At 73.0% G+C, this 12,427-nt stretch carries 13 protein-coding genes; 9 read left to right on the top strand and 4 right to left on the bottom strand.

The annotated features are described in order from the left end of the window. The first annotated feature begins 45 nt into the window (after positions 1-45). Positions 46-279, top strand: a complete 234-nt coding sequence (chpH, locus tag ACZ4SW_RS09535; protein ID WP_103839114.1) for a chaplin ChpH — start codon at positions 46-48, stop codon at positions 277-279. Positions 280-454: 175 nt separating this feature from the next. Then, entirely contained in the window at positions 455-1,213 is a 759-nt protein-coding gene (locus ACZ4SW_RS09530; protein ID WP_468240111.1) for a chaplin, read from the top strand. A gap of 83 nt (positions 1,214-1,296) precedes the next feature. Here the strand turns inward: ACZ4SW_RS09530 and ACZ4SW_RS09525 are convergent, their stop codons facing one another. Then, positions 1,297-1,485 carry a DUF5703 family protein gene (locus ACZ4SW_RS09525; RefSeq protein ID WP_030053310.1) on the bottom strand — a complete coding sequence of 63 codons (189 nt, stop codon included), beginning with the start codon at positions 1,483-1,485 and terminating at the stop codon, positions 1,297-1,299. 47 nt (positions 1,486-1,532) lie between these two features. Here ACZ4SW_RS09525 and ACZ4SW_RS09520 point away from each other — a divergent pair, with 47 nt between their 5' ends. Next, on the top strand, positions 1,533-2,207 hold the full coding sequence (locus tag ACZ4SW_RS09520; RefSeq protein WP_468240107.1) for a hypothetical protein: 675 nt from the start codon (positions 1,533-1,535) through the stop codon (positions 2,205-2,207). Between the two features lie 80 nt (positions 2,208-2,287). Here ACZ4SW_RS09520 and ACZ4SW_RS09515 read toward each other — a convergent pair whose 3' ends face one another. Together ACZ4SW_RS09515 and ACZ4SW_RS09510 are read right to left on the bottom strand one after the other, a co-directional pair. Then, the gene (locus ACZ4SW_RS09515) at positions 2,288-4,513 is read right to left on the bottom strand and encodes a helix-hairpin-helix domain-containing protein (protein ID WP_468240105.1); all 2,226 of its coding nucleotides are present in this window, start codon (positions 4,511-4,513) and stop codon (positions 2,288-2,290) included. Continuing rightward, the gene (locus ACZ4SW_RS09510; RefSeq protein WP_468240102.1) at positions 4,510-5,493 is read right to left on the bottom strand and encodes an aldo/keto reductase; all 984 of its coding nucleotides are present in this window, start codon (positions 5,491-5,493) and stop codon (positions 4,510-4,512) included. The genes ACZ4SW_RS09515 and ACZ4SW_RS09510 overlap by 4 nt, the downstream gene beginning before the upstream one ends. A 147-nt stretch (positions 5,494-5,640) precedes the next feature. Here ACZ4SW_RS09510 and ACZ4SW_RS09505 point away from each other — a divergent pair, with 147 nt between their 5' ends. Beyond that, a complete protein-coding gene (locus ACZ4SW_RS09505) occupies positions 5,641-6,696 on the top strand; it encodes an LLM class F420-dependent oxidoreductase (protein WP_468240099.1) in 1,056 nt (351 codons plus the stop codon). A gap of 222 nt (positions 6,697-6,918) precedes the next feature. Then, entirely contained in the window at positions 6,919-7,704 is a 786-nt protein-coding gene (locus ACZ4SW_RS09500; protein WP_468240096.1) for a ferritin-like domain-containing protein, read from the top strand. Here ACZ4SW_RS09500 and corA read toward each other — a convergent pair. Further along, complete coding sequence (corA, locus tag ACZ4SW_RS09495) at positions 7,682-8,680, bottom strand: magnesium/cobalt transporter CorA (RefSeq protein WP_468240093.1); 999 nt, start codon at positions 8,678-8,680, stop codon at positions 7,682-7,684. The genes ACZ4SW_RS09500 and corA overlap by 23 nt on opposite strands. Before the next feature lie 143 nt (positions 8,681-8,823). Between corA and ACZ4SW_RS09490 the strand changes: the two genes are divergently transcribed. The 4 genes from ACZ4SW_RS09490 to mshC all read left to right on the top strand — a co-directional run bounded on the left by ACZ4SW_RS09490 (position 8,824) and on the right by mshC (position 12,409). After that, on the top strand, positions 8,824-9,510 hold the full coding sequence (locus ACZ4SW_RS09490) for a histidine phosphatase family protein (protein ID WP_468240090.1): 687 nt from the start codon (positions 8,824-8,826) through the stop codon (positions 9,508-9,510). Positions 9,511-9,632: 122 nt separating this feature from the next. Continuing rightward, positions 9,633-10,223 (top strand): DUF3090 domain-containing protein, encoded by a 591-nt coding sequence (locus tag ACZ4SW_RS09485; protein ID WP_388571003.1) that lies wholly within the window; start codon positions 9,633-9,635, stop codon positions 10,221-10,223. Beyond that, positions 10,187-11,005, top strand: coding sequence for an SCO1664 family protein (locus tag ACZ4SW_RS09480; protein ID WP_468240087.1), 819 nt, complete (start codon positions 10,187-10,189; stop codon positions 11,003-11,005). The genes ACZ4SW_RS09485 and ACZ4SW_RS09480 overlap by 37 nt, the downstream gene beginning before the upstream one ends. Positions 11,006-11,179: 174 nt before the next feature. Next, positions 11,180-12,409 carry a cysteine--1-D-myo-inosityl 2-amino-2-deoxy-alpha-D-glucopyranoside ligase gene (mshC, locus tag ACZ4SW_RS09475; protein ID WP_468240085.1) on the top strand — a complete coding sequence of 410 codons (1,230 nt, stop codon included), beginning with the start codon at positions 11,180-11,182 and terminating at the stop codon, positions 12,407-12,409. Positions 12,410-12,427 lie beyond the last annotated feature (18 nt).

Below are 12,427 nucleotides of genomic sequence, written 5' to 3'. Positions count from 1 at the left end.
TGATGCGGTCCGAGGCTTGGACCGCTTTGCCAACAAGGAGGAATAATGATCAAGAAGGTCGTCGCTGCTGCGGCTGCCACCGGTGGTCTGGTTCTCGCGGGTGCGGGTCTGGCCGTCGCCGACTCGGGCGCCCAGGGTGCCGCCACGCACTCCCCGGGTGTCGTGTCCGGCAATGTGATCCAGGTTCCGGTGCACGTCCCGGTGAACGTCTGCGGCAACACGATCTCGGTGATCGGGCTGCTGAACCCCGCCTTCGGCAACACCTGCATCAACCACTGACCTGGTGCCTCACCCCATGAGGGGCCCGAACCCCATGAGGGTGTGAGTCCGTCGGCCCCGGAGTGCGTGCCACGCGCTCCGGGGCCGTCCGGTCAGCGGTTCCTCCGCGTCCACGCCCACCGCGCGGGACGCGGTCCGAAGGTTCACGACCAGCTCGAAGACAGGGAAATCAGCAATGCGACAGGTCACCCGCAAGGGCCTGATGACCATGGCGGCGGCGACCGGCGTCCTCGCCGTCACCGGCGGTTACGCGCACGCCGACGCGGGAGCGAACGGCTCCGCCACGAACTCGCCCGGCGTGCTGTCCGGCAACCTGGTGCAGGTGCCCGTGCACGTCCCGGTGAACGTCTGCGGGAACACCGTGAACGTCATCGGGCTGCTCAACCCGGCGGTCGGCAACACGTGCGCGAACACCGGCCACGGCAGCCACACCGGTGGCGGCGCCCACGCGGGCGGGCACACCGGCGGTTCACCCGGCGTCGGCTCCGGCAACACCGTGCAGGTGCCGGTGGACGTGCCGGTCAACGTCTGCGGCAACTCCGTCAACGTGGGCGGAATCGGCAACCCGGCCGGCGGCAACGACTGCGCCAACCCGGGCGGCGGCCACACCACCACCCCGCCCGGCGGCGGTGGCGGTACGACGCCCCCCGGCGGCGGAACGACCCCGCCCGGCGGCGGTGGCGGTACGACGCCTCCCGGCGGCGGCACCACCACCCCTCCGGGCACGCCCCGTCACCCCGGTACGCCGCAGCAGCCGGGCGGCGGCATCCGGCACGTCAACCACCCGGGCGGGCAGTCCCTCACCCAGCCCGCGGCCACCGCGCAGCTCGCCCACACCGGTAGCGACCTGCCGATCGGCCTCCTCGTACCGGCCGGCGCGGGCGCCCTGCTCGGCGGCGCGCTGCTCTACCGCAGGGCACGGGCCCACGCGTAACGGCACCGCCTGCCCCCCCCGTGGCGGGCCGAACGGATCGGGCCCCGTCCGTGCGGGGCCCGATCCGTTTCAGTCACCTTCGCTCACCACGTGGCGCGCACCTGGCGGATGATCCGCCTGCGCAACCGCACCTTGCGGCTGCCGTCGCGCAGCAGGCTCAGGCGGTCCAGCTCCCAGTGTCCGTACTCGGCATGATCCGTCAGCAGGCGTGTGGCGTCCTTGCGGGAGACCCCGCGCGGCACGTACACGTCGACAAATTCGTATTCCGGCATCGCATCTATTGTGCGGGCTGGGGCCCGGTACGGATAGCGTCTGCACTATGTCTGATGCTGCGCAGCCCACCGCTGCCGAGGTACGCGCCGCCGCCGAGGCGGTCAAGACCGCACTCGACCGCCACCTTGCCGCGGTCGAGCGCAGGACGGGTGAGGACGACCCGGCCGTCTACGAGGCGTTCAACGAGCTGGCCGCGGCGGCCGAGGAGTACGACGAACTGCTCTACGACCGCTACGACGAGGTCACCCCCTTTGAGATCCCCGGTGCGGAGGAAGCCCTTCCGTACACGGGCCCCGAGGAACCGAACGCGCTGAGCGTGCTGATCCGCCGCGACTACGCGGTGGCGGAGCCCCAGCGGCTGCTGGCACAGGCGGAGCGCGTGGAGGCCGCGGACGAGGAGCCCGGGCCGGAGTCGTCGGGCCGCACCGTCCATGGCGCGCTCGGCGTGCTCTTCGGGGAGTTCGAACCGGACGAGATCGCCTCCCGGCACAAGGAGTTCGGCCTCGAAGAGGGCGACTCCACGCTGTGGGTGGTGGCCGCCGAGGAGCCGGCCGAGCCGGGGGAGTGGCTGGAGGCGCCCTTCGAGCAGGTCGATCCCCAGCGGGTCGTCTGCCGTTTCGACGTCAGCTCCGTTTTCGACGAGGAGGCGGACGACGAGGAGCTGGAGGACGACGAGCTCGAACTGGACGACGACGAGGACCTGGAACCGCTGGACCGTTAGCCAGGGGTTCCCCGGCGGTGCCGTGCGACCAGGGGCCGCACGCCACCGCCGGCCCCTGCCGCGGTGAGGGGTTGGCCCTCTCAGCCCGACGCCGGCACCTGGGGTCTCAGCAGCGCGAGCAGGCGGGTCGTGCGAGGCTTGGCCTGGATCTCCGCCACGGCCCGCGGCAGGGCCTGGTCCACGCCGTGCACCACCGACAGATGGCGGACCGCTCGGCCGAAGGCCGTGTAGATCCACGGCCGGGTGAGGCTCTGGGCGGCGTCACCCGGCAGTACCACGACCACCGCCGGCCACCGCTGCCCCACCGCCTGGTGCGCGGTGAGCGCCCAGCCGTGCCGTACGGTCTGCTCCACCCGCTCCCTCGGCACGACCACGGGGACGCCCGCGCACTCCAGGTGCAGCCCCTCGGCGTCGCCCTTCACGACACGGCCCGGCAGCGTACGCCCCGGCACCGGCGAGTAGGCGATCCGGTCGCCCGCGTCGAAGCCGCCGAAACGGCCCGGGCCCGGGTTGAGCCGCTCCTTCAGCGCCGTGTTCAGCGCACGGGTGCCCGCCGCGCCGCCATGGCCCGGCGTGATCACCTGCGTGTCCTCCGGCGGAACCCCGATCGCCCGCGGCACCGAGTCCACCACGAGCTGCACGGTCCGGTGCACGGCCTCCCCGGCGTCCCGCACCGGCACGATCACGACCTCCTTGCCGGGTGCGTCGACCTGCGGCAGCTCCCCGACGCCGATCGCGGAGACCAGTTCGCCGAGCGGGCCGGGGTCGGGGGTCCGCGAGGCGATCTGCGGGCAGACCCGGGCCGCGAGCAGGTCCGCGAACACGCGCCCGGGCCCGGCCGACCACAGCACGCCCGGGTCACCGCTCAGCACCAGCCGGGCCCCGTCGGGCAGCGACTCGACGAGCAGGGCCGCCGTCTCGACGTCGAGCTGGGGTGCGTCCAGCACGACGAGCAGGTCGAGGTCCAGCGCGCCCTCCGCGTCCCGGCCGGGGCCCTCCGCCCCGGACAGGAGACCCGCCACGGTGGCGAGCGGCGGCTGCGCCCGCTCGGCGTCGGGCAGGCCGAGCCCGCCGAGCAGCGCGGCGAACCGGTCGCGGCCGGCCGGGCTGTGCGTGGCGGCCCAGGCGCGCAGCCCGAGCCGGCGTGCCTCACACAGCAGCGTGGCCGGTTCGATCCCGGACGCCTCCGACCCGGTGTGCAGCACCAGAGCGTGGCCCGCGACCGCACGGATCAGTTCCGCCGCCGAACCCGCCGCCGACCGGGCCGCGCGCTGCCAGTCCTCGGCCGTGCCGTCCTCCTTCGGCACGGAGTCGACCAGCCGGGCCAGCCCGTCGGCGAGGCTCTCCTCCGCGAGCGCGTACCGCTCCAGGCCGATCAGGACGCGCACCGGGCGTTCCTGCTCCTCGTCGCCGCCCGGTGGGACCGGCTCCAGGGCGTCCTGGAAGACCAGGGCCTCGCCCTCCGCGAGGGTGGCGCGCACGGCCGCCTCGGGGTCCGGCACCTGGCCCCGGCCGAGCGCCGCCTCGAGGGCGGGCACCTCCAGGGCCGTGTGCCCGGCCAGGGCCGCCTGCTCGAGCAGCCAGACCGTCATCGCCCTGGCCCGGCGCTCGTCGTCCGGGCGGCACTCGGGGCCGAGCAGGGCGCGGGCGAAGGTGTCGGCCTGCTCGGGCCGCACACCGGGGACGTGCAGCAGCCGCCAGGGATCGGAGCGCAGCCGCGCCGCCGCCCCCTCGCCGAGCGTCGCGGCGACCTGCGGGGCGAGGGCGTCGGGGGCGCCGCCCTCGGCCAGGACGGCACGCACGGCCGCCACGGTCTCGACGGAGGTGGGCGCCGCCGTGGCCGGCTCGGGCTGGGGGCGCCGCACCGGCTCCGGCGCGGCGGCGCGGCGCGGCTCCGGCGCGGGCCCGCTGAGGGCGCTCGGCGCCGGCTTCTCACCGCTCTCCACGGCCCGCACGGCGGCGAGCAGGTCGGCGGCCTTCCCGCTGAGCTTCCCACCGGCCGCGATGGGACCCTGCTTCGCGGCCTTCCGCTGCTCGATCCGCTCGCGCTCCACCCGCTGAGCGGCCAGCTCGGCCTCCGCCTCGGACATCGCGGGCGCGGCGCCCTCGCCGCCCTCGGCGTCCTGCGGGGTGCCGGGGGCGTCGTCCCCCGGGTCCGGGCCGCCGGCCGTCGGCGTGCCGGCCCCGGAGCCCTCAGCGGGCCCCGGGTCCGCGGCGCCGTCGCTTCCCGAGCCGCCGCCCCCGGCGGTCCCGGCCCCGTCCTCCGCCCGAAAGGCCGTCTCCGTGGTCTCCGGGTCCGTGCTCACAGCGTGCTCCAGTCGTGATCGGGATAGCGGTGCACCGGGGCCGACACGTCGTCCAGCGCCCGGCAGATCTCGTCCGGAAGACTAAGTGCCTCCACTGACAACGCCGCGGTGAGCTGCTGCGCGTTCCGCGCCCCGACGATCGGCGCGACCACGCCCGGCCGGTCCCGCACCCACGCCAGCGCCACCTGCAGCGGTGTCGCGGCGAGCCCGTCGGCGGCCGTCTGCACCGCGTCGACGATGCTGCTCGCCGTGTCGTCCAGGTAGGGCGCGACGAACGGCGCCATGTGCTCCGACGCCCCGCGCGAGTCGGGCGGCGTCGACTGCCGGTACTTGCCGGTCAGCACACCCCGGCCCAGCGGGGACGACGGCAGCAGTCCGACCCCGAGGTCCAGCGCCGCCGGCAGCACCTCCCGCTCCACTCCGCGCTGGAGCAGCGAGTACTCCATCTGTGTGCTGGCGATCCGGGTTCTCGTGCCCGGCGCCGCGAGCTGCCACGTCGCCGCCTTCGCCAGTTGCCAGCCGCAGAAGTTGGACACCCCCGCATACCGTGCCCGGCCGCTGCCGACCGCCAGGTCGAGCGCCTGCAGGGTCTCCTCCAGCGGGGTGTACGGGTCGAAGGCGTGGACGTGCCAGACGTCGACGTGGTCCGTGCCCAGGCGGGCGAGCGATGCGTCCAGCGCGGTGAGCAGATGACCGCGGGAGCAGTCGAAGCGGCGGTCCGGGTCGGGAACGCTGCCCGCCTTCGTCGAGATGACCAGGTCACGGCGGGGCACGAGCCCGTCCATGAGCCGTCCGAGCAGATACTCGGCCTCCCCGTCGCCGTACACGTCCGCCGTGTCGACGAGCGTCCCGCCCGCCTCCCAGAACACCTTCAACTGGTCCGCGGCGTCGTGTTCGTCCGTGTCGCGGCCCCACGTCAGGGTGCCGAGTCCGATCCGCGACACACGAAGGCCGGTACGGCCGAGATGCCTCTGCTCCATGAACGCCGAGATTACGGCCTGAACTTGCCTCGTGGGGGGCCTGTGGACAACGCGTTCCCCCCGTCCGTGAGGGGATTTCCGGGGGACCCGCCCCCGCGCTAAGGTCGGGCACCAAGGGACGTTACTGATCGGTAAGGGGAATGGGCCATGCAGCTCGGGATCAACCTCGGCTACTGGGGTGCCGGAATGGACGCGGACAACCTCGCCGTGGCCCAGGAGGCCGACCGGCTCGGATACGCGGTGTGCTGGGCCGCCGAGGCGTACGGCTCGGACGCGGCCACCGTGCTGTCCTGGGTCGCCGCGAAGACCGAACGCATCGACGTCGGCTCCGCCATCTTCCAGATCCCGGCCCGTCAGCCCGCCATGACCGCGATGACGGCCGCCACCCTCGACTCCCTGTCCGGCGGCCGTTTCCGTCTCGGCCTCGGCGTGTCGGGGCCGCAGGTCTCCGAGGGCTGGTACGGCGTCAAGTTCGACAAGCCGCTGTCCCGCACCCGCGAGTACGTGGAGATCGTACGCAAGGCGATGACCCGTGAGCGGCTGACCTACGAGGGCGAGCACTGGACGCTGCCGCTGCCCGGCGGCCCCGGCAAGCCGATCAAGCTGACCGTGCACCCGCAGCGCGAGCACATCCCGCTCTACATCGCCGCCATCGGGCCGAAGAACCTGGAGCAGACCGGCGAGATCGCCGACGGCGCCCTGCTCATCTTCCCCTCCGCCGACCACCTCGAGGACACCGCGATCCGCCATCTGCGTGCCGGGCGGGAAAAGGCGGGCAAGACCCTCGACGGCTTCGACGTCTGCCCCACGCTGCCGATCGCCGTCGGCGACGACAAGGACGTGACCGCGCTCGCCGACACCTTCCGCCCCTACACCGCCCTGTACGTCGGCGGCATGGGCAGCCCCAAGCAGAACTTCTACAACCAGCTCGCCCGGCGCATGGGCTATGAGCAGGCCGCCGCCGAGATCCAGGAGAAGTACCTGTCCGGCGACAAGCAGGGCGCCGCGGCCGCGGTCCCGCACGAGCTGATCGACCGGACCACCCTGCTGGGCTCCGTCGACCGCATCGCCGACCGCATGAAGGCCTATGCCGCGGCCGGCGTCACCACGCTCACCCTCGCGCCCGCGGGCTTCACCCTGGACGAGCGGATCGCCTCGCTCCGGGCCGGAACCGAGGCCCTGGAGCGGGCCGGGCTGGCGTAACGGGCGAAGAGGCTCTGCGGCCGTGGTGGGGGCTCGGGGGGTCTTCCCCGCCACGGCCGACACCGGGAACAACGCTCGGCCGCCCGCACGGTTACGGCCCCCTCCCGGTACGCCCCTCCCCCTTTCGGCCGAGCCGCCCCGCACAGCTGTTGCAGCACCTCCGGGGCCCCGTTTGACTCGGTGTGACTCGATCTTCGCGGAGTCCTGCAGAGAGGTGCGCCCATGCTGTCGGCCAGGAGCCTGTTCCAGGAGATCCTCGACCACGACGAGTCGTTCCGCCTGTTCTGCTCCATCGCGGCCAGCGGGGAGGCGCAGGGCGGCTGGGAGAACGGGCGCATCGCCCGACTGGTGCCGCAGAGCGAACGAGCCCTCGCCCCCAAGATCTCCCGCCACGGCGCCGACGAGGACAAACACGGGCGCATCTTCCACGCCCTGCTCAAAAAGCGCGGCCTGGAACCCGTACCGGTGCCCCCGGAGACCGACTACACGATGCTCCTGGAGCGCCGGGGCATCGGCCTCGCGCATGCGAAGCTCACCGCGGACGAGCCGCTCACCGTGCGCGACATCATCGTCTACCTGGCGCACAGCCGGGTCACCGAACAGCGCGCCGCCGAACAGATGCTGATGCTGCGCAGGCACTTCGGGGACCACCCCGACGTCGGCCGGGCCGTGCGGATGATCTCCGACGACGAGGACAACCACCTCGCGTACACCCACGAGGAACTGCTGCGCTTCACCGCCGCCGGGCACGGCCGGTTCATCCGGCGCACCCTGCGCGTGTGCGCGCTGGCCGAGATCCGCGTCCACCGGGACGTCAGCCTGGCGGTCATGACCCACATGGCACGCATCCTCGGCTGGTCCCGGGCGAGGTCGGCGCTGCTCGCGACCTCGATCCACCTCGTCTACGTCTACGAGCGGCTCGTCGGCCGGCGGCGCATGGTGACCCTGCGGACGCCCGAGCGGCGCAACGCGCTCGGCACCCCCGCTACAACCAGCCCCGCCGTTTGAACAGCCGGTACAGCAGCACCTCGAGCGCCACCATGATCAAGATCACCGCCGGGTAGGACCACACCCAGTGCAGCTCCGGCATGTGGTCGAAGTTCATGCCGTAGATCCCCGCGATCATCGTCGGGACGGCGGCCATCGCCGCCCACGCCGAGATCTTCCGCATGTCGTCGTTCTGCCGCACGCTCATCTGCGCCAGGTGCGCCGACAGGATGTCCGACACCAGCCGGTCCAGGCCCTCCACCGACTCGTTCACCCGGGTCAGATGGTCGTGGACGTCCCGGAAGAAGGGCCGCGACTTCTCCTGCACGAACGGCACCGTCGCACCGTACGCGCCCTGTCCCGCCAGCCGGGCCGTCGGCGGCGCCAGCGGCACCGTCGCCCGCCGGAACTCCAGGACCTGCCGCTTGAACGCGTAGATCCGCGACGCCGTGTGCCGCGAGCCCCCCACGGACGGTGAGAAGACCTCCGCCTCCAGCTCCTCCAGATCGGTGCCCAGCTCCGTCGCCACCTCCAGGTAGTGGTCGACGATCGAGTCCGTGATCGAGTACAGCACCCCCGTGGGCCCGTGCCGCAGCATCTCCGGCTGCCGCTCCAGACGCCGGCGGATGTCGCCGAGCGGCATGTCCGCGCCATGGCGCACGGTGACCACGAACGAGTCGCCGAGGAACACCATCAGCTCGCCGGTGGAGACGGTGTCGCTGTCCGGCTCGTACGACACCGGCTTGAGCACCATGAACAGCGAGTCCTCGTAGACCTCCAGCTTGGGCCGCTGGTGGGCCTTCAGGGCGTCCTCCACCGCCAGCGGATGCAGCCCGAACTCCTTGGTGACCAGCTCGAACTCGTCCTCGGTCGGCTCGTTCAGGCCGATCCACAAGAACGCGTCCGACGAGGCCCGCGCCTGGTCCAGCGCGGTGGAGAGGTCCCCGGGCCCCTCGGTGCGGCGTCCGTCGCGGTAGACGGCGCAGTCCACGATCACGCGACACACTCTCCTCTCCTGCACGCCCGGGCGCACCGGGCCTCCCGCAAGGCCCTCGCACCCCCGCGCGCCCACGGCTCACGCGGCGGGCGCGGAAACCTCTCCAGGGCCCGGCCGCGCGGCATCCCCTTAGGCTGGTCGTCATGCCCACGTTGCTCCTCGTCCGGCACGGACGCTCCACCGCCAACACCGCGGGACTGCTCGCCGGCTGGACACCCGGCGTCGCCCTCGACGAGCGCGGCGCCGCCCAGGCCGCGGCTCTGCCCGGGCGGCTCGCCGAGCTGCCGATCACCGAAGTCGTCACCAGCCCCCTGCAGCGCTGCCAGGAGACCGTCCAGCCGCTCCTCGACGCCCGTCCAGGACTGCGTGCCCACACCGACGACCGGATCGGCGAGTGTCACTACGGCGACTGGTCCGGCCGCAAGCTCGCCGAGCTGAAGGACGAGCCGCTGATGGAGGTCGTCCAGGCGCACCCGTCGGCCGCCGCCTTCCCCGGCGGCGAGTCGATACGGGCGATGGCGACCCGTGCCGCGGAGGCCGTACGGGAGTGGAACGCGCGCGTGGAGCGCGACCACGGCCCCGACGCCGTCTACCTCATGTGCTCGCACGGCGACATCATCAAGTCCCTCGTCGCGGATGCCCTCGGACTTCATCTCGACCTCTTCCAGCGGATCTCCGTGGAACCGTGTTCCATCACCGCGATCCGTTACACCCGGCTGCGGCCATTTCTCGTTCGTCTCGGAGACACCGGCGATTTCTCCTCCCTCGTGCCGCGTGCGGAACCCTCGGATCCGGACGCCCCGGTCGGGGGCGGTGCGGGCGCACCGTGATCGTCGCGCGCAGTAGGGTGAAGCGGTCGAACGAGCGCAGTAGTTGTTCAGCGTAGTTGTCAGCAACCCGACCGGACCGGCGACGTCGGCCGGTCCCGACCCCGATCCAATGGAGACAGGACGTGTCCCGTCAGGTGTTCCTCTACGACCCCCCGGACCGCTTCGTGGCCGGTACGGTCGGGCTGCCCGGGCGCCGTACCTTCTTCCTGCAGGCCTCGGCCGGACCCCGGGTGACCAGCGTGGCCCTGGAGAAGACCCAGGTCGCCGCGCTCGCCGAGCGCATGGACGAACTGCTCGACGAGGTCGTGCGGCGCAGCGGCGGCAGCGCCGCCGTGCCCGCCGTGGCGCCGGCGGAGATCACCGACACGGCTCCCCTGGAGACCCCCATCGAGGAGGAGTTCCGCGTCGGCACCATGGCGCTCGCCTGGGACGCCGAGGAACAGCGCATGATCGTCGAGGCCCAGGCCCTCGTCGAACTGGACGCCGACTCCGAGGAGGACCTCGCCGAGGCCGAGGAGCGGCTGCTGCAGGACGAGGAGAACGGTCCGCCGATGCTCCGGGTCCGGCTCACCGGCGCGCAGGCCAGAGCCTTCGCCAAGCGCGCCCTCGACGTCGTCAACGCCGGGCGGCCGCCGTGCCCGCTGTGCAGCCTCCCGCTCGACCCGGAAGGACACGTATGTCCGCGCCAGAACGGATACCGCCGCGGAGCGTGACCACCGCCGAGCTGCTCGCCGAGGGCGAGCTGACCGTGCGCGGCCGCATCCGCGAGGCGTCCAACGCGGCGCTGTACTGCACGGTCTCCCACGACGGACAGGAAGCCACCTGCGTCTACAAACCCGTGGCCGGGGAGCGGCCTCTGTGGGACTTCCCGGACGGGACGCTGGCCCAGCGCGAGGTGGCGGCGTACGAGGTCTCCGAGGCGACCGGATGGGGGCTCGTGCCGCCCACCGTGCTGCGTGACGGGCCCTACGGCGAGGGAATGTGCCAGCTGTGGGTGGAACCCGTGCCCGACGGGGAACTGCTCGCCCTGGTGGAGGGGGAGGAGCCCGGGCCCGGCTGGAAGGCGATCGGCCTCGCCGACGTCGGCGAGGACAGGACGGCGCTGCTCGTGCACGCCGACGACGAGCGGCTGCGGCGGCTCGCCGTCCTCGACGCGGTCATCAACAACGCGGACCGCAAGGGGGGCCACCTGCTGCCGGCGGCCGGGGGGCGGTTGTACGGGATCGACCACGGGGTCACGTTCAACGTCGAGAACAAGCTGCGGACGCTGCTGTGGGGATGGGCGGGGGAGCCGCTGACGGGGGAGGCGGTGGAGGTGCTCAAGGGGTTGCAGGACGCCCTGGGCGAGGGCGCGGCCCTGGCCACGCGCCTCGCCTCCCTGATCAGCCCTGCGGAGCTCCGGGCGACGCGCGCGCGGGTGGAGGCGCTGCTGAAGTCGGGACGGCACCCGGAACCCAGCGGGGAGTGGCCGGCGATTCCCTGGCCGCCGGTGTGACGGACGTCGCGGGTCCGGACTGCGCGAGGACGGGCCGCGCAGCCCGGCCCGCAGCCGGGCCGGGCGGGCAGGCACACCCGCCGGGCTCCCGCAAGAGCGCCTTCCCGGTCATTCGCCGCCCCTCCCGTCCGATCCGGTTCGTGGACAGAACTTCCGGCCGGTTACGCTCATGACATGCATGCCTGGCCCGCTTCCGAGGTCCCCGCCCTGCCTGGTCAGGGCCGCGACCTGAGGATCCACGACACCGCGACCGGTGGCCTCGTCACTCTCGACCCCGGTCCCGTCGCCCGTATCTACGTCTGCGGCATCACCCCGTACGACGCGACCCACATGGGTCACGCGGCGACCTACAACGCGTTCGACCTCGTTCAGCGCGTGTGGCTCGACACCAAGCGCCAGGTCCACTACGTCCAGAACGTCACCGACGTCGACGACCCCCTCCTCGAGCGCGCCCAGCGCGACGACGTCGACTGGGTGGCCCTCGCCGAACGGGAGACGGCCCTGTTCCGCGAGGACATGACCGCCCTGAGGATGCTGCCGCCGCGCCACTACATCGGCGCCGTGGAGGCCATACCCGGCATCGTCCCGCTGGTCGAACGCCTCCGGGACCTCGGCGCCGCGTACGAACTCGAAGGGGACATCTACTTCTCCGTCGAGTCCGACCCCGACTTCGGCAAGGTGTCCCGCCTGGACGCCGCCGCCATGCGCCTGCTCTCCGCGGAGCGCGGCGGCGACCCCGACCGTCCCGGGAAGAAGAACCCGCTCGACCCGATGCTGTGGATGGCCGCCCGCGCCGGCGAGCCGAGCTGGGACGGCGGCACGCTGGGCCGCGGCCGACCCGGCTGGCACATCGAGTGCGTGGCCATCGCCCTGGACCACCTGGGCATGGGCTTCGACGTGCAGGGCGGCGGCTCCGACCTCGCCTTCCCGCACCACGAGATGGGCGCCTCGCACGCCCAGGTGCTGACCGGCGAATTCCCCATGGCCAAGGCGTACGTCCACGCCGGCATGGTCGCCCTCGACGGCGAGAAGATGTCCAAGTCCAAGGGCAACCTCGTCTTCGTCTCGCGGCTCCGCCGCGACGGCGTCGACCCGGCGGCCATCCGGCTCGCGCTGCACGCCCACCACTACCGGTCCGACTGGGAGTGGACGGACCAGGTGCTCCGGGACGCCGAGGCCCGACTCGCCCGCTGGCGCGCCGCCGTCTCCCGTCCCGACGGACCGTCCGCCGACGCACTCGTCGAGGAGATCCGCGAGGCGCTCGCCAACGACCTGGACGCACCGTCCGCGCTCGCCGCGGTCGACCGCTGGGTGGCGCTCCAGCAGGAGAGCGGCGGCACGGACACGGGTGCGCCCGGCGTCGTGTCGCGTGCCGTGGACGCGCTGCTCGGCGTGGCTCTCTGAGCCCGGTTCACCCGGGGA

Source organism: Streptomyces sp. NPDC028331, from assembly GCF_055565775.1.
The sequence above is the reverse complement of the archived record's forward strand: the minus strand, read 5'-3'. Positions and strand labels throughout refer to the sequence as shown.